Below are 19790 nucleotides of genomic sequence, written 5' to 3'. Positions count from 1 at the left end.
CAGCCGCGTAGGCCAGAAGAACTCGCACCCGCGGGACTATTTCGTGGGAGCAACGCCGGGCTCACCCGGCCGGGCGCTGCTCCGCCACGTCCCCCGCCAACTCGTCGATCTGCTCCCGCGTCCCGTGCGGCATCGCAACGATGTGCGCGAGCGGGCCCTCGGTCGCGAGGTGCCACTTCCGAACCACCGCGTCCGCGGGCCGGTCGAACACCACCGTGTTCGCGTGCGGGTGCCGCCATGCGCGCGCCCCCGCCGCCGTCAACTTCTCGCACGCATAATCCGCCAGCTCCAGGCACCGCCGCGCCCGCGTGCGGAACCCCTCCGCGCCCAGCGCCCGCAGCGCGTACCACAGGAACAGCGGGGCGAAGGCGTTCCGCGAGCCGGAGATCGTCGTGTCCAGCGACGCGGTGTACGCGACCTCGCGGCCGATCCGCCCGACGTGTGCCGCCCGCGCCAGCGAAACCCCGCACGGGAACGGGCACCCGAGCATCTTGTGGCCGCTCACCGAGATGCTGTCCGCGCCGGCGGCGAAGTCCCACGGCGGCGCGCCGTCGAGGAACGGCAGCAGCAGCCCGCTCAGTGCGGCGTCGGCGTGGACGTACCGCCGGTCCGCACCGCAATCGGCGAGGACGGTGAAGACACCGGGGAGGTCGTCGATCGCCGCCTTCATCGTGGTGCCGACGTTCGCGACCACGACCGCCGGGCGACCCGGGTGCCGGCGCACCTCGTCGCCCAAGTGGTCGAGGTCGAGGCACCCGTCGGACCGGCTCCGCACGACGCGCGCCTCGACCCGCAGGAGCCGCACGGCCTTGCCCACCGAGTAGTGCGAGTCGGCGGAGTGGTACACGACTCCGTCGGGGAACAACTCGCGGGCGAGGAACAGCCCGTGCAGGTTCCCCTCCGTGCTCCCGCTGGTGACGTACCCCCACACGTCGCTCTCCGGGGCGCCGGCCCACCGAGCGAACTGCGTGACGACCTCGCGCTCCAACTCGTGGGTGTGGTGCTCGGTGCTGCGGGTGCGGAACGGGTCCCCGAGGTTGTTCAGGTGCAGCGACAGGAACCGGTACAGCGGTGAGAAGTCGAACCCCGTGTCGGCGGGGTAACCGAGGAGCCGCTCGCCGCCGACTTTGAGGCGGTCGAACAGGTCGTCGAGCCGCTGCGCGTCGGCGGCCGTGAGGTGCTCGGGCATCAGAATCCCTTTTTTCTGCTTGATGGGAACTGGCGATGTGTACATCATGATGTACGGTGGTATAATTCGGCCGAGTGACGCACCACGGAGGAGCCGCCATGATCCTGACGAACCGTGAAATCTCGCAAAAACTCCGCGAGCGCGCGACCCGCCTCGCCGAGCAACGGGATAACCTGTATCGGGTGCGGGCTTTCCGGCAAGCCGCCATGACGGTCCTCGCGCTCCCGCACGAGCTCTCGGACCTCGTCCGGTCCGGCGGCATCGGGGCGATCGAGCGGCTCCCCGGCGTCGGGAAGAGCCTCGCCCAAACCCTCGCCGACTACTTGAAACCGTCGCGAAACGAAGGCACCACCGCGGCGTAACGACGGCTCCGGAAGAATCGCACCGCGCCCCGACCGTTCACCGGCGGTCGGGCGCGGTCTGAGAATTGACAGGGGGCCGAAACGGCCGCTATACTGTGACATCGAGCTGCTCTTCACGAGCCGCGGGAAGATGCCCGCGCCACCTCGATGAGTCCGACGCCCGAACCGAACCGCCAGTTCCACTGGCGCGAGCGGGGCCGGGCGCCGGGTCGCCGCTCCCCTCATCCGGCGGCGCAGTGCGGTACAACCAGTTGCGGGCCCTGCCCCACTCAACGGTGCGACCGGAATGCCCCCACCCCCGCCCGACCCGAACGGCCGGCCGTCCTCGCGGAAGCGCGAAGCGGGGGTGAACGACCCCGTTCCCAAGGTGGGGTCGAGCGTTTCCTCCCGCGACGGCGCCACCCGGGCCGCTCCCGAATCCCTGTCCGAAGTCTTCGCCCGGACCGGCTCGTCCTGCCAAATCACCCTTGGTGCCGACGGCCCGCACCCGGCCGGGCCGCCCGCCGCCCCGGACGACGACGACGCCCCCACGGTCATCACCCAGAAGAACGGCGCGCCGCAGCACTCCGGGTCGTCGGTCACCCGGATGCAGGCGATGGGCCAGCAGCCGCTCGTCGCCGGCCGCCGGCTCGGGCACTACGAGCTGATCGAGGCGGTCGGGGCCGGCGGCATGGCGGCCGTGCTCCGGGCCCGCGACCTGGAGCTGAACCGCACCGTCGCGCTGAAGATCCTCCCGCCCGAGTCGGCTCGCGACGCCGAGAGCGTGATCCGGTTCAAGCAGGAGGCCCGCGCCGCGGCGCTGCTCGACCACGAGAACGTCGCCCGCGTGTACTCGTGCGGCGAGGACCAGGGGCTGTACTTCATCGCCTTCGAGTTCGTCGAGGGCATCAACATGCGGGTCATGATCGACCGCCGCGGGCCGCTCCCGGCCCGCGAGTGCATCGGGTACATGATCCAGGTCGCCGCCGGGCTCGCGCACGCCGCCGAGCGGGGCGTGGTCCACCGCGACATCAAGCCGTCGAACATCGTCATCACCCCGGACGGCCGCGCGAAGATCGTGGACATGGGCCTGGCCCGCCAGCTCGACGCCGCGGGCCACGGCGGCGTCACCCAGTCCGGCGTCACCCTCGGAACGTTCGACTACATCTCGCCCGAGCAGGCGCTCGACCCGCGGCGGGCCGACGTGCGGAGCGACATCTACTCGCTCGGGTGCGCGTTCTACCACGCCCTCACCGGCCGGCCCCCGGTCCCCGAGGGGACGGCCGCGAAGAAGCTCCACGCGCACCAGTACACCGAGCCGCTCGACCCGCGGCAGCTCAACGCCGCGATCCCCGACGAGGTGGTGATCGTCCTCGGGCGGATGATGGCGAAGGACCCCGCGAAGCGGTACCAGACGCCACAGGAACTCATCGCGTACCTGAAGGGCACGGCCGAGCGGCTCCAGTTGTCGTCGGACGCGATCGAGCGGGACTCGGTGGTCCGCGCCGTCGTCCAGCAGAGCGCGCTGCCGCAGCCCCCGCGGGTCCGGTGGGGGCTCCTCGTCGGGGCCGCCAGCGTCGCGGTCGCGGTCGCCGCCCTCGCGATGTCGGGCGGCAGCTCGGTCCCGAAGGCGACGGCCCCGCCGTGGGCGCTCGTCGACAAGGGCGGCCCGCGGCCCGTGCCGCCGGACCCGGGCACCGACCCGGTCGTGCCGCCGCCGGCCGGACCGGTCGAGGAGGAGGGCGGGGTCCGCACGGCGGAGCAGTTCGCCGCCCGGCTGGCCGACGCGGCCCCCGACGGCCCGACGCGGGTGCAACTCGCGGCCGGGGCCGAGATCGACCTCACGAAGTACCCCGCGCCCCTGCTGTTCAGGGGGAGGGAACTCGAACTGACCGGGTCGGTGCGTACGCCGGCCGTGGTCCGCGTCCGGGCCGGGTCCGCCGACCTCACCGCGTCGCCCGCCACCCCGCGACCGGGCGTGTTCGTGCTCCCGGCCGCGACCGACGTGTCCGTCTCGGGCGTGCGGTTCGAGGTTGAGAAGCCGCTCGACGGCGACGACAAGGGGATCGCCGGGGCCGTGGGGCTCCTGTTCCCCGAGGCCGCCCGGGTCCACGTCTCCGATTGCAGCTTCGCCGCGCCCCGCGGGGTCGGGGCCGTGCGGATCGGCCGCACGAGGCCGGGCCGCGACCGCGCAAAGGTCCGCTTCGAACGGTGCGTGTTCGCGGCGCACAGCTTCGGCCTGTGGCTCCCCGACTGGTGCGACGCCACGGTCGCCGACTGCGGGTTCGGCCCGCACGAGGCGGCGGTGCAGGTGGGCGAGTCGCGGCCCCCCGGCCCGGCCACCGAGGCCGGCCCGGCGCAGGGCGTGAGCGTCCGCCTCGACCGGTCGTCGTTCCTGTTCGACCAGGACTCCGCGGCGGTGCGGAACGTCGCCCCCGGTCCCGCGAGCGGGCCGCGCGCCGTGCGGGTGACGGCCGGGCACTGCGTGTTCGCCCCCGTCGGGTCGCCCGGGTCGTTCCTCACCGGCCGCCTGTTGGGCCGCGCCGCCGTCGTGCGGTGCGGCGGGAGCCGGGCGGACACGCGGTTCGACGGCGAGGTGACGGGCGACCGCGCCCGGCGGAACGCCTACTACGGCGTCGCGGCCCTGGGCCTGACGGTCGGCGGCGAGCCGCGGTTCCTGACGTTCGAGGAGTGCAAGACCGAGGAGCTGCCGGTCGCGGACGCGGCCGCGGTCCAACTCGCGCAGCGACCGTGGGCCGAGCCCGACCCCGGGAAACTGGTCGGCACCCGCGACCCGTGGCGCGCGTTCCGGCTCAAGCTCACCGACGCGGCGCTGTTCACGACCGCCGAGGAAAAGGTGATCGGCGCGCAGTTCTCGAACCCGGACGGGCTGGTCCGGTGGCGGGCGTACCCCGACCTGTTCGGCGGGTTCCCGCCCCCGCCGAAGACCTCGTCGGCCGAGCCCCGGCAGCTCGTGTGGTTCCCGGACCTCGCCCGCGACGAGCAGCCGCCCCCGAAGGACACCCACCACGACCTCGCCTACCTGCTGACGCTCGCCCGGCCGGGCGACACGATCCTGATCCGCCACAACGGGCTGCTCCCGCTGGAGAAGACCGTCGACCTGGAGAAGGCCCGCAACGGGGCCGGCGAGTTCCGCCTCACGTTCCGGGCCGACCGCGGGTTCGCCCCGGTCCTGGCCGCCCCGGGCAACGACAAGCTCGACCAGACCCTGTTCCGCCTCGTCAACGGCGAGGTCGCGTTCGAGGGGGTCCAGTTCGTCCTCAAGCCGGCGCGGCCGCGGAACGCGCAGGTCGTGGCCGCCGTCACGGTCATCGGCGGCCGGGCGTGCTCGTTCAAGGACTGCGTGTTCACGCTGGCCGAGGAGGACGACTCGAGGGCCGCCGCGGTCCACCTCGCGGACCCGGACAAGGTGATGGCGATGGACCCCGGCCCCCGGCCCGAGCCGACCCTCAAGTTCGAGCGGTGCGTGTTCCGCGGGAAGGGCCGCGGCGTGTGGAGCCCGGTGAGCCGCGCCGTGAGGGTCGAGGTCGACCAGTCGCTGGCCGCGCTCGACGGCCCGCTGTTCCTCGCGGAGCCCGGCGGCAAGGTGAACCTCGGGGCGCGGTCGTCGCTGCGGCTCTCCCGGGTGACGGCGTTCGTCGGCGGGCCGCTCGTCGAGATGCGCGGCGCGCGGGCCGGCGAGATGCGGGTCAGCGGGCTCGTGCCCCTGGAGGTCCACGCCGACGAGTGCCTGTTCGCGGCCGTGCCCAACGCCGGGCGGCCGCTCGTCGAGCTCGACGGCATCGACGCGACCGAGGCCAAGGCCGTGCTCGAGTGGAAGGTGCAGACCGCGAACCGGTACGCGAACTTCGACGACAAGGCCGCGGTCATGGTCCTCCGGCCCGACGGCGACGGCGGGGCGCTCAAGGAACTCACCTGGGACCAGTGGATCACCTTCTCCGGCGAGAAGGACGGCCGGCCGGTCGGCAAGGTGGTGTTCGAGAAGCCCCCCGGCGGCATCCACGACCTGGGCGCGGCCCGGCCCCTCGACGCGGTCGTCAAGGCGATCGACTTCCCCGACGTCACCGGCGCACGGGCCGCCGACGCCGGGGCGAAGGTCGAGGCGCTCCCGTCGCCCGCCGCCGACCGCGAGTGATACCAAGTTCGATTCATTCGTGGCTGTTCTGTAGCCGGCCTCGGTGAGGCCGGGCCCCGGGGAGTCCCCAAGCACCGGCCTCACAGAGGCCGGCTACAGAAATCGGCTTCATCTCCGCACTGTAACCGGCTTCTGTGAGGCCGGTGTTCCGCGAGTAGTCCAGGCCCGACCTCACCGAGGCCGGCTACAGAAGAGATGCGACACCGCGCCCCGTCGCCCAGGTTGCCCGACCGGGAGCCCCGCGGCGCGGCCCGCGAATCATCACGGCATTTCCCACCCAGCCTGTGGCGACCGGAAACCCGGTCTGATACGCTGTGGGTACTTCGCCTCGCCTCTCCGGAGTTTCCCGCAATGTTCAGCCGGGCTTGTCTCGTCTTCGCCCTCGCTCTCGTCCTTTGCCCCGCAATCGCAATCGCCGCCGACGCCCCCGCGACCGGGTTCATCGACAAGACCTTCAAGAACGCCGACGGCACCACGTCCCCGTACGTCGTGTTCGTGCCGAAGGACTACGACGGGAAGAAGGAGTACCCGGTCATCCTGTTCCTGCACGGGGCGGGCGAGACCAAGACCGAGAAGAAGGGCGGCAAGCTGCCCGTTGAGGTCGGCCTCGGGCCGGCGATCAAGAAGCGCGAGAAGGACTTCCCGTTCCTCGTCGTCATCCCGCGGGCGGAGGGCTTCGGCTGGGGGGCCGAGAGCCCGAACGCGAAGCGGGCGCTCGCGATGCTCGACGAGGTGGCGAAGGAGTACAAGGTCGATCCGAAGCGGCAGTACCTCACCGGCCTGAGTATGGGCGGGATGGGGACGTGGAGCATCGCGACGGCCGCGCCCGACCGGTTCGCGGCGATCGCCCCGGTCTGCGGCCGGGGCGACCCGAAGGCCGCGGAAAAGCTCAAGAACCTGCCCGTCTGGGCCTTCCACGGCGACGCCGACACGGCCGTCAAGGTGGAGGGGTCGCGCGAGATGATCGAGGCGATCAAGAAGGCCGGCGGCAGCCCCAAGTACACCGAGTACCCCAAGGTCGGCCACAACTCGTGGGACGCCGCCTACGGCACCGGCGACCTCTACACGTGGCTGCTCGAACAGAAGACGAAGTAACACCACCCGCGCCCACCCGTCGCGACGGGTGGGCTCTTCCATTGATCCCAATAGGAGAACCTCCCGTGTCGAACCCAGTCAACCGCCGGTCGTTCATCGCCGGCAGCGCGGCCGCCGGGGCCGCCCTGTCGCTGCCCGCCGCCAGCTACGCCAAGATCCAGGGGGCCAACGGCAAGGTCCGCGTCGGGTTCCTCGGCGTCGGCGGCCGGTGCCAGCAGCACATCGACGTCGTCCTGAAGATGAAGGAACTCGGCAAGCCGGTCGAACCGGTCGCCGTGTGCGACGTGTGGGACGGCCAGGTGGTCCCGAACGTCATCAAGGGCCGCGGCCTGTACCCGTCGGCCGAGCGGTGCGGGCTTAAGGCCGACGACAAGGACCACGTCACCAAGGACTACCGGAAGATCATCACCGCCAAGGACGTGGACGCGGTGTGCATCGCCACGCCGGACCACTGGCACGCCCGCATGGCGATCGACGCGCTCGAGAACGGGAAGGACGTGTACATGGAGAAGCCCATGACGCGGACCATCCCCGAAGCGATCGCGGTGGTCGACGCCGCGGTCAAGCACAACCGGGTCGTCACCGTCGGCGTGCAGTCGATGGCCGACCCGACGTGGCTGGCCGCCTACGAGTACATCAAGACCGGCAACATCGGCCACGTGCTCCAGGGCCAGACGAGCTACTTCCGCAACAGCAGCGTCGGCCAGTGGCGGTACTACCCGCTCACGAAGGAGATGTCGCCGAAGACGGTCGACTGGGACATGTGGCTCGGCCACCAGGTCAAGGGCGTGGACGGCGAGCCGCTCGGCCCGACCCCGAAGGAGGTGCCGTTCGACCGCGCCGTGTGGGCGCAGTGGCGGTGCTACTGGCCGTTCGGCGGCGGCATGTTCACCGACCTGTTCGTCCACCAGACGACGCACCTGATCGCGGCGATGGGCGTGAAGTTCCCGGCCCGCGTGGTCGGGGCCGGCGGCATCTACATGGAGTACGACACCCGCGACGTGCCCGACACCGCGACCGTCGTCGCCGACTACGACGAGGGGTGCCAGTTCGTCGTCTCCGCGACGATGTGCAACGACGTGCAGCTCGGCGAGATGATCCGCGGCCACCTGGCGACGATCAAGTTCGTGGGCGGCGGCGACTACATCAAGGGGTTCGAGGTGTACGGCCAGAGCGTCGCCGGCGGCCCGGCCAAGCCGAAGAGCGACAACGGCCAGGAGAAGCCGGTCCACACGTTCGAGAACCCGGCCGCCGCGCAGAAGCAGGCCGGCGTCGAGACCAGCGCGACCTACGCCCTGTGGGCCAACTTCCTCGACTGCGTCGCCAAGAAGAACCGCCAGACCCTCAGCACCCCGGAACTCGGCGCGGCCGCGTTCACCACGGTGAACATGGGCGTCCAGAGCTACCGCCAGGGCAAGGTGCTGTTCTGGGACAAGGAGAAGCGCGCGGTCCGCGACGCCGACGCGACCTGGGCGCAGCAGTGGGAGGCCCGCAGCAAGAAGCGCGGCAAGCCGAACCAGATCATCGGCTGGGAGGGCGGCGAGAAGGGGAGCCTCCTCACCCCGCCGGCGTACCAGAAGCTCGAAGGCCCGTGGGTCGACGGCAAGGAACCGGCCGGCTCGTAAGCTCGACATTCGAAGCACGAACTTCGAATGAACAGAATGGCCGACGCTTCTGCTTCGTTTCGAATTTCGTGATTCGTGCTTGGAATTTCTTGAACTGAGGGTGTGGTTTAGCTCGCTGCCTTGCAGCAGGGCGATGTTGCGTCGCCCGAGCAAATGGTCCGTCACGCGTCCCGGGGAGGGCTGTTCCAGCACCGCTATCGGCCGAACGTCACCGTGGCCAAGAACGGTCTGGAGCAACCCCGCCGGTCGTGGTTCCGTTCTTGGCCACGGTGACGTTCGGCCGGCGGTGCCGTGAGCCCTCCGCGGCCCAGGTCCAGAAGTAAACTGCACCCGAAGCGACGCGAGCGGCGAGGGCACACCTCGCCGCTCGTTGTCTTTCACATCGAGGGAGGCCACTTCGTCTGTGGAACAGTCGCAAATCCTGGCTCCGAACGGGCCGTTTGTGCCGTTTGCAAGTTGGCTCGATAGGCCAAACTCAAACACCAATTTGTCCGGGAGGCGTTGTGGTTCATGTACCGCATGAATCATCTCAAATCCCAACTCGATAACGCGTTGGGCGATCTGATATAAATTTGTCCGCAAGAATTAGGTTGATTTGGCGAAATCGGAGTTCATCGGCGAGGGGTGGCGCGGGACATCACTCACTCAACCGACCCGCTCGCACCTCCACGACGCGGTCGCCGACCGCGGCGGCTTCCGCGGGGTCGTGCGTTACCCACAGCACCGTCGTTCCGCGGGCGCGGCACCGGGTCAGGATCGCCTCGCGAACGGCGGCCCGCAGCGGCACGTCGAGTTGACCGAGCGGTTCGTCGAGCAGCAGAACTGCGGGCCGGCGAACGAGGCACCGGCCGAGCGCGACGCGCTGCCGCTCGCCCCCCGAGAGCTCGTGCGGCTTCCGGCCGAGCAGTTCCGACAGCCCGAACGCGGCGGCCACGTCCGCGACCAACCGCGACGCTTCGGCCGTTGGGACCGGGTGGTAGCGGAGCGGGAACGCGAGGTTCTCGCCGGCCGTGAGGTGCGGGTAGACCGCGGGAACCTGGAACGCCAGCGCCACGCCGCGCGCGTCCGGGGCGATCTCCGAGACCCGCCGCGATCCGTGCCAGACGCTGCCCGTTGTCGGCGGCTCCAACCCGGCTGCGAGGCGAAGGAGCGTCGTCTTTCCGCCGCCGCTCGGTCCCACGACCGCGACACATTCGCCGGACGCGACCCGGAGGCGTACGCTGGCGAGTGCGTGAACTCCTGGCGGGTAGGTCAGTGACGCGTTCTCGAACCGCAGTTCCACGCCGTCCCCCAGCCGATCCCGGCCTTCGGTGTAAGCCCGAACCCGAGTCCCGGTATCCGGTACTGGCACAGTCCTCCTCCCGTGCTCCGGACCGCATTATGACGACATTCCTCCGCTTTGTCGCCATGTCTCTGGCAACCGCGGCCACCCTCGCCGGGTGCGCCCGCAAGGCTCCCGACCCCGCCCCCCAGAAGCCGCAGAGCGTCACCGTCACGACTCCCATCGTGCGGACGGTCTCCGACTACGAGGACTTCACGGGCCGCACGGAGCCGTTCAAGGTCGTCGAACTCCGGTCCCGGGTCACCGGGTACCTGGACAAGGTCCACTTCGCCGACGGCACCGACGTGATGTCCGGCGAGCCGCTGTTCGACATCGACCCCCGGGTGTACAAGGCCGAGTACGACCGCGGCAGCGCGGCGCTCCTCAAGGCCGAGAAGCACTACAAGACGATGGCGCTGCTCCACGACCGCGTGAAGTCGAGCTACGACAAGGGGATCGCCGGCAAGGACGCGCTCGACACCGCCCAGGGGCAGCTCGACGAGGCCGAGGCCGACATCGCGTACGCGGCGGCCGTGCTCGAACTCGCCGAGACGAACCTGAAGTTCACCCGCGTCGCCGCCCCGTTCGCGGGCCGCCTCAGCCGCCGCATGGTGGACCCCGGGAACCTCGTGCGGGCCGACGACACGCTCCTGACCACGCTCGTCGCGCTCGACCCGATCTACGTCGCGTTCGACATCGACGAGCGGACCGTGCTCCGGCTCCGCGACCTCATCCGGAAGGGCGAGATCCGGTCGTCCCGCGAGACGACGCGGTACGTGCAGATCGGCCTGGCCAGCGACGAGGACGACTTCCCGCTGCGGGGCCACATCGTGTTCCGCGACAACCAGATCGACGTCGGCACGGGCACCCTCCGCCTGCGGGCGCTCCTGACCAACCCCGAGATAGAGCGGCAGCCGCGGTACATGCTGTCGCCGGGGCAGTTCGTCCGCGTGCGGCTCCCGATCGGCAACCCGCGGCAGGCGCTGCTCGTCCCGGAGAAGGCGCTCGGCACCAACCAGGGGCGGAAGTACCTGTTCGTGGTGACCCCCGAGAACAAGGTCGAGCAGCGCGACGTCGAGGTCGGGGCGCAGCACGGCGAGTACCGGGTCATCGAGAACGAGAAGATGAAGCCCGAGCAGCGGGTCAAGCCCGGCGACCGGATCGTCGTGGAGGGGCTCCTGCGGGTGCGGACCGGCACCGAGGTGACGCCGACGACGGCGAAGGGGTTCCGCCCCGGCGCGGACCCGGCGCTCGGCCCGCTCGGGGTCGAGGTCGCCCCGCCGCCGCACGTGAAGGTCGTGGACTGACGCGGCCCGCCGAGCGGGGGCGTCGGTCCCCGAGGTCTTGCGTTCGCGATTCACTTGGGGGGCGGATTCCCCCGGCCCGCCCCCTCAACACCCACTCGCGCCAGCCGATGATCCCCAGGTTCTTCATCGACCGCCCGATCTTCGCGGCCGTGCTCTCGGTGTTCATCACCCTGGCCGGGGCGGTCGCGCTCACGACCCTGCCCGTCGCGCAGTACCCGGACGTGGCCCCGCCCACGATCCAGATCGACTGCAACTACCCCGGGGCCAGCGCCCTCGTCGTGTCGCAGTCCATCGCCGCCCCGATCGAGCAGCAGGTCAACGGCGTCGAGGACATGCTGTACATGAACTCGCAGTGCACGAGCGAGGGGAGCTACACCTGCACGATCACGTTCCAGCCCGGCACCGACCTGAACATGGCCCAGGTCCGCACGCAGAACCGCGTCAACCTCGCCATGCCGCAACTCCCCGATGTGGTCCGCGCGACCGGCGTCACCACCCGCAAGCGGTCGCCGGAACTGCTCCTTACCGTCGGGATCACGTCGCCGCCCGAGGCGGGGTACCCGAACGGCCGCTACGACCAGTTGTTCCTCAGTAACTACTCGGTGCTGAAGCTCCGCGAGGAGCTCCAGCGGCAGCCGGGGATCAGCGACGTCACCATCTTCGGCATCCGCGACTACGCCATGCGGGTGTGGCTCGACCCCGACAAACTGGCCGGGCTGAGCCTCACCGCCCCGGACGTGGTCGCGGCCGTGCGCGCCCAGAACCTGCCGCTCGCCGCCGGCCAGGTGGGGCAGCCGCCGGCCGGGGGCGACCAGCCGTACCAGTTCACCATCGACGGGGTCGGCCGGCTGAGCGAGCCCGAAGAGTTCGGCCGGATCGTCGTGAAGGTCGGCCCGGCCGGGCAGTTGGTGCGCATCAGGGACGTCAGCCGCCGCGTCGAACTCGGGGCCAAGGCGTCCGACGTGTCGAACCGGTTCAACGACAAGCCGACCGTGGGCCTGGCGATCTTCGTGCTGCCGGACTGCAACGCGCTGGAGACCCGCGACGCGGTCGTGAGCACGATCGACCGGCTGAGCAAGGACTTCCCCCCCGGCATCAAGTACGAGGTCGGGTACGACACGACGCCGTTCATCCGCGAGTCGATCGCCGAGGTGTTCCATTCGCTCCGCGACGCGATCATCCTCGTCTCGATCGTGGTGCTGCTGTTCCTCCAGAGCTGGCGGGCCGCGATCATCCCGCTGGCCGCGGTGCCGGTCGCGATCGTCGGCACGTTCGCGGCGATGGCCGCCGTCGGGTTCTCGGTGAACCTGCTGACGCTGTTCGGGCTGATCCTCGCGGTCGGCATCGTCGTGGACGACGCCATCGTCGTCGTCGAGGCCGTGCAGCACCAACTGGACCAGGGGCACGCGCCGCGCGAGGCGACGGTCCGGGCGATGCGCGAGGTGACCGGCCCGATCGTCGCCGTCGGGGTGGTGCTGTCGTTCGTGTTCCTCCCGTGCGTGTTCATCTCCGGCATCGTCGGCGCGTTCTTCAAGCAGTTCGCGCTCACCATCGCCGCGAGCACGCTGATCTCGACGTTCAACTCGCTCACCCTGAGCCCGGCGCTGTGCGCGCTGCTGCTGAAGGCCGACGCGAAGGGCGCGAGGCGCGGCCGGCTCGCGACGGTCGCCGCCTACACCCTCCTGCCCCTGACCCTGATCGGCCGGCTGTTCGACCGGGCGTTCAACCTCTCGGGCCGCGGGTACGTCAAGCTCGTCGGGCTGTTCCTCCGGGTGCCGGTGCTGGTGCTGGTCGGGTACGCGGCGATCGTGGGCGGCGGCGTGCTCGCGTTCCAGACGATGCCGACCGGGTTCATCCCGCAGCAGGACAAGGGGTACCTGGTGTGCAGCATCCAGTTGCCCGACGCGGCGAGTTCCGAGCGGACCCAGGAGGTGATCTCGCTCATCAGCCGCGTCGCCCTGAACCTGGAGATCGACGCCGACGGCAAGAAGGTCCAGCCGGTCAAGTTCGTGAACGCGATCGCCGGCAACTCGTTCGTGCTCAGCGCCTACGGGTCGAACTTCGGGTCGATGTTCGTGATCCTCGACCAGTTCGAGCACCGGCGGTCGCCGAAGCTCACCGCCGACGCGATCGCGGGGAAGCTCCGCGAGGCGTTCGCGCGGGCCGCCCCGGAGGCGCAGGTGAACGTGTTCGGCGCGCCGGCGGTGCCCCGGCTCGGGCGGGCCGGCGGGTTCCGGATCATGATCGAGGACCGCGGCGACGTCGGCCCGGACATCCTGCAGGGCCAGACCCAGAACCTCGTCGACCAGGCCAACCGGCAGCCGCAGCTCGTCGGCCTGTTCACCGTGTTCAAGACGAACTCCCCGCAGATCTTCCTCGACGTGGACCCGGGCGCGTGCGCCGCCCGCGGGCTCGAGCTCTCCGACGTGTACGCCACGCTCCAGGGGACGATGGGGAGCCGGTACGCGAACGACTTTAACCAGTTCGGCCGGACGTGGCAGGTGAACGTGCAGTCCGACGCGCCGTTCCGCAACGAACTCGAGGACGTGAAGAAGCTCAAGGTGCGGAACAAGACCGGGGGCATGGTCCCCCTCGGCACCGTGCTGGTGGTCAAGGAGAAGAGCGGGCCGCTCGTCATCACGCGGTACAACATGTACCCGGCCGCGGCGGTGAACGGGAACATCGCGCCCGGCACCAGCACCGGCGACGGCATCGCGGTGCTGGAGAAGCTCGCCGACCGCGAGCTGCCGGCCCGCATGTCGTACGAGTGGACCGAGCTCACGTTCCTCGAAAAGATGTCGCGGAACACCGGGGCCCTGGTGTTCGGGCTGTCGGTCGTGTTCGTGTTCCTGGTCCTCGCGGCGCTGTACGAGAGTTGGGCGTTCCCGTTCGCGGTCATCCTCGTGGTGCCGGTGTGCGTGGCGTGTTCGCTCGCGGCCGTGTGGCTCACCGACCCGATGTCGGCGGCGCAAACGGTCGCCGAGTGGAACAAGTGGCTCGCGGGGCTCGGCGCGCCGCAGTGGGTCATGCTGAACGACTGGGCGCTGCGGCAGGCCGCGGCGGTGGACGCCGGCCCGATCGCGGCCGCGGGCCGGTGGATGGCCGCGGCCGGGGTCGCGAAGCAGGACGTGAACGTGTTCACGCAGGTCGGGTTCGTGGTGCTCATCGGGCTCGCGTGCAAGAACGCGATCCTGATCGTCGAGTTCGCGAAGGTGGCCCGGGACGGCGGGGCCGACCTCCGCACCGCGGTGCTCGACGCGTGCAAGCTCCGGTACCGACCGATCATGATGACGTCCGTCGCGTTCATGCTCGGCGTGCTGCCCCTCGCCATCGCGCAGGGGGCCGGGGCCGAGATGCGGCAGGCCATCGGGATCGCGGTCCTCGGCGGGATGCTCGGCGTGACGGTGTTCGGCGTCGTGCTCACCCCGGTGTTCTTCTACGTCGTGGACCGCGTGACCCACGGCCGCATCGCGACGCACCCGTACGTCGTGGCGGTCAGCGGCGCGCTCCTGTACGCCCTGCGGCTGAAGTTCGTCCGCCCGCTCGCGGCCGCCGCCCGGAGGGCCGCGACCGCGGCCGTGCGCCGCGCCCGGCCGCCGCTCTCGAAGTGACCCGCCCCCGGCCCGTGGTTCCGACCCCCGACCCCTGACTCCCGACCGCCGATGTTCACCCGCTTCTTCATCGACCGGCCGATCTTCGCCACGGTGCTGTCGATCATCGTCGTACTCGCCGGGGGCGTGGCGCTCACCTCGCTCCCCGTCGCGCAGTACCCGGACATCACGCCGCCCACCATCGAGGTGTCGGCCGTGTACCCGGGGGCGAACGCGCGGACCGTCGCCGACACCGTGGCCGCGTCGATCGAGCAGCAGGTGAACGGCGTCGAGGACATGATGTACATGTCGTCGACCTGCGCGAACGACGGGACGTACACGCTCACCGTCACGTTCAAGCCGGGGATCGACCTGAACATCGCGCAGGTGCTGGTGCAGAACCGGGTGAACCTCGCCGAGCCGGTGCTGCCCGACCTGGTGAAGCGCCGCGGGGTGACGGTGAAGAAGAAGTCGCCCAGCCAGTTGATGATCATCAACCTGTACGCGACCGGCCCCGAGGCCGAGAGCGACGACCCGGCCACCCGCTCGAAGGTGCTGCTGTACCTGAGCAACTACGCGACCATCCAGTTGCGGGACGAACTCGCGCGGCTCGGCGGCGTCGGCGACATCACCTACCTGGGCCAGCGCGACTACTCGATGCGGGTGTGGCTCGACCCCGAAAAACTCGCGGCCAAGGGGCTCGCCGCGGCCGACGTGACGCACGCCATCGAGCAGCAGAACGCGCAGGTCGCGGCCGGGCAGATCGGCCAGCCCCCGGCCCCGTCGAAGCAGGCGTTCCAGTACGCGATCAACACCCTCGGCCGGCTCACCTCGGAGGAGCAGTTCCGCGAGATGATCCTGAAGTCGGACGAGACCGGCGAGCGCGTGGTGCGGCTCAAGGACGTGGCCAAGGTGGAACTCGGCGCGCTGAGCTACGACCAGAGCTGCACGCTCAACGGGAAGCCGTCGGTCGCGCTGTCGGTGTACCAGCTCCCGGGGACCAACGCGATCAACACGGCCGACCGCGTGCGGACCAAGATGGAGGAGCTGAGCGCCCGGTTCCCGGACAACGTGAAGTTCGCCATCGTCTACGACACGACGCCGTTCATCCGCGAGTCGATCGACGAGGTGTTCGTCACGCTCCGCGACGCGGTCGTGCTGGTCGCCATCGTGATGCTCGTGTTCCTCCAGTCGTGGCGGGCCGCGATCATCCCGCTGGCCGCGGTGCCGGTCGCCATCGTCGGCACGTTCGCGGCGATGGCCACGCTCGGGTACTCGGTGAACAACCTCACGCTGTTCGGCCTCGTGCTCGCGGTCGGCATCGTGGTGGACGACGCCATCGTCGTCGTCGAGGCGGTGCAGCACTACCTCGAAGAGGGGCTCTCGCCGAAGGAGGCGACCGGGAGGGCGATGGACGCCGTCGCCGGGCCGGTGATCGCGGTCGGGCTGGTGCTCACGGCCGTGTTCGTGCCGTGCGTGTTCATCTCCGGCATCGTCGGCGAGTTCTACCGGCAGTTCGCGGTCACCATCGCGGTGAGCACGCTGCTGTCGGCGTTCAACTCGCTGACCCTCAGCCCGGCGCTGTGCGCGCTGCTCATGAAGCACACCCCGCCCGGCGAGGCGAGCGAGCCCCTGCCCCGCGTCGCGTTCCCGCTCGCGGGTGCGGGCCTGGCGTACTGGCTCCTCACCGGGCACCTCCGCGGGGTGCCGGCGCTCGCGGGCCTGCCGCCGGTCGCCGTCCCGGTGCTCGCCGCGCTCGCCGGCGGGCTGGCGGGGTGGGTGCTGCGGATCGTCCTGAACCGCACGCTCGGCTACCTGTTCCGCGGGTTCAACACCGTGTTCGACGGGGTCACGAAGGGCTACCTGCTCGTCGTCGCCGGGGCGGTGCGGCTCTCGCTCGTCGTGCTGATCGGCTACGGCGGGCTCCTGTACCTCACGTACCACGTCATCACCACGACCCCCGCGGGGTTCATCCCGCCGCAGGACAAGGGCTACCTGCTCGTGAACGTCGTGCTGCCGGACGCGGCCTCGCTCGGCCGCACCGAGGAGCAGATGCGGCTCCTCGAAGCGACGGCCCGCAAGACGCCCGGGGTGCTGCACACGGTCACGGTGTCGGGCCAGTCGGTGCTGCTGGGCACGAACGCGCCGAACTTCGGGACGCTGTACGTGATGCTCGACGACTTCCCGAACCGGCACGCGCACGACCTCGGGGCCGACGCGATCGCGGCCAAGCTCCAGGGCGAGCTGGGGGCCGCGGTGCCGGGCTCGGAGATCACCGTTCTCGGCGCGCCGCCGGTGGACGGCCTGGGGAACGCCGGCGGGTTCAAGCTCATCGTCGAGGACCCGAACGCGACCGGCGCGCAGGCACTCGAGGACGCCGGCCGCCAGCTCGTCGCGGCCGCGGCCCGGGAGCCGGACCTCCGCGACGTGTTCACCGGGTTCCGGGCCGACACGCCGTGGCTCACCCTCAACATTGACCGCGACGCGGCCCAGACGATGGGCGTGTCGGTGTCCGAGGTCGTCAACGCGCTGCAGGTGTACTTCGGGTCGCTGTACGTCAACGACTTCAACCTGTTCGGGCGGACGTGGCAGGTGAACGTGCAGGGCGACGAGCGGTTCCGCAAGCAGGTCGCGGACCTCAAGCGGCTCCGGGTGAAGAGCGCCCGGGTCGAGGCCGAGAACCGCACCGCGGCCGAGCGGGCCCGCGCGACCGGACGGCCCGTGCCGGCCCCGCGGGAGGTGATGGTGCCGGTCGCCGGGTTCATCTCGGTGAAGGAAACGACCGGCCCGGTGATGCTGCTGCGGTACAACCTGTACCCGGCCGTGTCCATCAACGCGACCCCGGCCCCGGGCGTCAGCTCCGGGCAGGCGATCGCCGCGATGGAGCGGGCCGCGGGCGGGCTGCCGCCGACGATGAAGCCCGAGTGGACCGAACTGGCGCTGCTCCAGCTCCAGACCCGGGACACCGCGGTGAAGGCGTTCGTGCTGAGCGTGGTGCTGGTGTTCCTCGTGCTGGCCGCGCAGTACGAGAGCTGGGGGCTGCCGCTGGCCGTCATCCTCGTCGTGCCCATGTGCCTGCTGAGCGCCGCCGTCGGCGTGCGGGCGGCCGGGCTGGACATCAACATCTTCACGCAGGTCGGGTTCGTGGTACTCGTGGGCCTGGCGTGCAAGAACGCGATCCTGATCGTCGAGTTCGCGAAGCAGCGGGCCGACACCGGGGCGGACCGGTACGCGGCGGCGATGGAGGCGAGCCGGTTGCGGTTCCGGCCGATCGTGATGACGAGCTTCGCGTTCGTGTTCGGCGTGGTGCCGCTGGTGCTCGCCGAGGGGGCCGGGGCCGAGATGCGGCGGGCGCTGGGCACGGCGGTGTTCGCCGGGATGCTCGGGGTCACGCTGTTCGGCATCTTCCTGACGCCCGTGTTCTTCGTCGCCGTCCGCCGCGTGACCGAGACGTGGACCCGGTTCCGCGGCCGCCCGGTCGAGGCCCCGAGCGGCCCCGAGGCCCCGCCCGCTCCCCACTGACGAGGTCAGCGACCGGGTGCGGCCCGGTACGGCGCGTGCCCGTAGTACTTCGGGGTGTCGTCGAGGCGGACGTGCAGCCACGACACGCCGGCCCCCGCCGTGCTGATCCACACCGGCTCCAGCCCCAGCCGAACGGCCGCCTCCTCGCCCACCCGAGCCCAGAGCGCGTGCTGCTGCGGTGCCGGGGCGTGCCGTACGAACGCCGCGAGGTGGCCGTAGGCCGATTCGTCGGGCGCGGGGCAGGGGGCCACCAGCACCGCGTCGCCCCGCAGGTTGGGGAAGGACACGACGGCGTCCGTCGTGAAGTGTTCCGCGAACGCCTCCGCGTCGGTGGGGCGTTCGAGAGACGGCGCATCGAGCAGCACGAACTCGAACGCCCGGTCCGCGGTCGCGGCCGTGACCGGCGGCGTCTCCCACCGGAACGCGGTGAACGGCGACGCGGCCAGCAACGAGTTGAAGTACGCCCGGAACTCGGCGTCGTGCTGCCAGAGGTGCACCGCGTCGGCGTACGTCACGTACCGGGCGTCGCACTCGATTGAGTAGTGAGTGGCGCGGCCGCGGCCCAAGTCTTCGGTCCGACACGCCCACATCGCACGGCCTCGCGGAACGGGTGGGGTTGGTGCCCCGGAAGTGCGAGCGCCCGGCTCCACCGGAGCCGGGCGCGGGGTTGTCACGTCGTCAGGAATTCGAAGGGGGCTCAGGAGCGACCGCCGCCGCCACCGTAACCGCCCCCACCGCCGCCACCGCCGTAGCCACCTCCGGCGCCGCGGCCACCGCCGCCGCCGCCGTAGCCACCGCCGGCGCCGCGGCCACCGCCGCCGCCGCCGTAGCCTCCGCGGCTACCGCCGGCACCACCGCCGCCGTAGCCGCCGCCGCCGCCACGTTCTTCACGCGGCTTGGCTTCGTTGACGGTCAACCGGCGGCCCTGGTACTCGGCGTTGTTCATTGCTTGAACGGCTTCGTCGGCCCCGCTGGACATTTCGACGAACCCGAACCCGCGGCTCCGGCCGGTCTCCCGGTCCATGATGACCTGGGACTTGGTCACCGTGCCGTACTGGCTGAACAGGTCGATCAGTTCCTGCTCAGTGGTGGTGAACGGCAGATTCCCGACGTACAGATTCTTGCTAGCCATGACATTCCCCCCCGGCGGGTCACCTTCACCGACCCGTCCGGGAATCTCCATCGGACCGGCCGCGCCATCGCGGTCGGGAGGACGACTCGTACCGGTCCGCCGCCCGAGCCAGCACCCCACGCCCGCTGCTGATATGGTGTTAACAGGGGGTGGTGTGCGAGGTTCAGAAGGGTCCGCCGCGGACGTGACCAACTTGATGAGCTTCGAGCGGTTGCTGCCAGTAGTGAACTGTCGCAAGGCTTCAGCTTCAGATCCGGGGGGGACCCCCTCAGGTGATCAGAACGCGAGCGAAAGGACCTGTTCGGTGTCCTCCTTGCTGGCGGGGTCCACCCCCCGCCAACTAAGCGTCAACTATACCGGCGCGACCTACCCCGCACAGCCGAAAATTCAGAAATCTGGCATACGCTTTGGCTCTCGCCGGACCACGCTCTCCGCACCACTTCCGCAACCCGCCGGACCGGGTAGGGATCACATTAGTTGGTAGACGTTCGTTTCATGCGGCCGTGGACCGC

At 70.6% G+C, this 19790-nt stretch carries 11 protein-coding genes; 7 read left to right on the top strand and 4 right to left on the bottom strand.

The annotated features are described in order from the left end of the window. Positions 1-61: 61 nt before the first annotated feature. Positions 62-1189, bottom strand: a complete 1128-nt coding sequence (locus tag ACTIGN_RS05865; RefSeq protein WP_439621875.1) for a histidine decarboxylase — start codon at positions 1187-1189, stop codon at positions 62-64. 98 nt (positions 1190-1287) lie between these two features. On the opposite strand from ACTIGN_RS05865, the gene ACTIGN_RS05860 reads away from it, so the two are divergent. From ACTIGN_RS05860 to ACTIGN_RS05845, 4 genes are all read left to right on the top strand, one after another. Further along, a complete protein-coding gene (locus tag ACTIGN_RS05860) occupies positions 1288-1551 on the top strand; it encodes a hypothetical protein (RefSeq protein ID WP_439621874.1) in 264 nt (87 codons plus the stop codon). Positions 1552-1837: 286 nt separating this feature from the next. Then, positions 1838-5686, top strand: a complete 3849-nt coding sequence (locus ACTIGN_RS05855; RefSeq protein ID WP_439621873.1) for a serine/threonine-protein kinase — start codon at positions 1838-1840, stop codon at positions 5684-5686. Positions 5687-6037: 351 nt separating this feature from the next. Further along, positions 6038-6781: a prolyl oligopeptidase family serine peptidase gene (locus tag ACTIGN_RS05850; RefSeq protein WP_439621872.1), complete on the top strand. Its 744-nt coding sequence runs from the start codon at positions 6038-6040 to the stop codon at positions 6779-6781. A gap of 65 nt (positions 6782-6846) precedes the next feature. Next, a complete protein-coding gene (locus ACTIGN_RS05845; protein ID WP_439621871.1) occupies positions 6847-8406 on the top strand; it encodes a Gfo/Idh/MocA family protein in 1560 nt (519 codons plus the stop codon). Between the two features lie 637 nt (positions 8407-9043). Here the strand turns inward: ACTIGN_RS05845 and ACTIGN_RS05840 are convergent. Then, positions 9044-9688, bottom strand: a complete 645-nt coding sequence (locus tag ACTIGN_RS05840; protein ID WP_439621870.1) for an ABC transporter ATP-binding protein — start codon at positions 9686-9688, stop codon at positions 9044-9046. Positions 9689-9813: 125 nt separating this feature from the next. Here ACTIGN_RS05840 and ACTIGN_RS05835 point away from each other — a divergent pair, with 125 nt between their 5' ends. From ACTIGN_RS05835 to ACTIGN_RS05825, 3 genes are all read left to right on the top strand, one after another. Beyond that, entirely contained in the window at positions 9814-11034 is a 1221-nt protein-coding gene (locus ACTIGN_RS05835) for an efflux RND transporter periplasmic adaptor subunit (RefSeq protein WP_439621869.1), read from the top strand. Between the two features lie 107 nt (positions 11035-11141). Then, positions 11142-14645 carry an efflux RND transporter permease subunit gene (locus tag ACTIGN_RS05830; protein WP_439621868.1) on the top strand — a complete coding sequence of 1168 codons (3504 nt, stop codon included), beginning with the start codon at positions 11142-11144 and terminating at the stop codon, positions 14643-14645. Positions 14646-14696: 51 nt separating this feature from the next. Then, complete coding sequence (locus tag ACTIGN_RS05825; RefSeq protein WP_439621867.1) at positions 14697-18146, top strand: efflux RND transporter permease subunit; 3450 nt, start codon at positions 14697-14699, stop codon at positions 18144-18146. A gap of 5 nt (positions 18147-18151) precedes the next feature. Here the strand turns inward: ACTIGN_RS05825 and ACTIGN_RS05820 are convergent, their stop codons facing one another. Further along, on the bottom strand, positions 18152-18736 hold the full coding sequence (locus ACTIGN_RS05820) for a DUF6940 family protein (protein WP_439621866.1): 585 nt from the start codon (positions 18734-18736) through the stop codon (positions 18152-18154). A gap of 107 nt (positions 18737-18843) precedes the next feature. Then, a complete protein-coding gene (locus tag ACTIGN_RS05815) occupies positions 18844-19278 on the bottom strand; it encodes an RNA recognition motif domain-containing protein (protein WP_439621865.1) in 435 nt (144 codons plus the stop codon). Positions 19279-19790: the final 512 nt, after the last annotated feature.

The sequence above is a fragment of the Gemmata sp. genome, from assembly GCF_051859125.1.
Classification (GTDB): domain Bacteria; phylum Planctomycetota; class Planctomycetia; order Gemmatales; family Gemmataceae; genus Gemmata.
This window is presented reverse-complemented; position numbering and strand designations above follow the sequence as displayed.

Bases quoted from the DNA above. Each gene is read 5' to 3' on its own strand.
- ACTIGN_RS05865 (WP_439621875.1), bottom strand. From the start codon at position 1,189: ATGCCCGAGCACCTCACGGCCGCCGACGCGCAGCGGCTCGACGACCTG.
- ACTIGN_RS05860 (WP_439621874.1), top strand. From the start codon at position 1,288: ATGATCCTGACGAACCGTGAAATCTCGCAAAAACTCCGCGAGCGCGCG.
- ACTIGN_RS05855 (WP_439621873.1), top strand. From the start codon at position 1,838: ATGCCCCCACCCCCGCCCGACCCGAACGGCCGGCCGTCCTCGCGGAAG.
- ACTIGN_RS05850 (WP_439621872.1), top strand. From the start codon at position 6,038: ATGTTCAGCCGGGCTTGTCTCGTCTTCGCCCTCGCTCTCGTCCTTTGC.
- ACTIGN_RS05835 (WP_439621869.1), top strand. From the start codon at position 9,814: ATGTCTCTGGCAACCGCGGCCACCCTCGCCGGGTGCGCCCGCAAGGCT.
- ACTIGN_RS05830 (WP_439621868.1), top strand. From the start codon at position 11,142: ATGATCCCCAGGTTCTTCATCGACCGCCCGATCTTCGCGGCCGTGCTC.
- ACTIGN_RS05825 (WP_439621867.1), top strand. From the start codon at position 14,697: ATGTTCACCCGCTTCTTCATCGACCGGCCGATCTTCGCCACGGTGCTG.
- ACTIGN_RS05820 (WP_439621866.1), bottom strand. From the start codon at position 18,736: ATGTGGGCGTGTCGGACCGAAGACTTGGGCCGCGGCCGCGCCACTCAC.
- ACTIGN_RS05815 (WP_439621865.1), bottom strand. From the start codon at position 19,278: ATGGCTAGCAAGAATCTGTACGTCGGGAATCTGCCGTTCACCACCACT.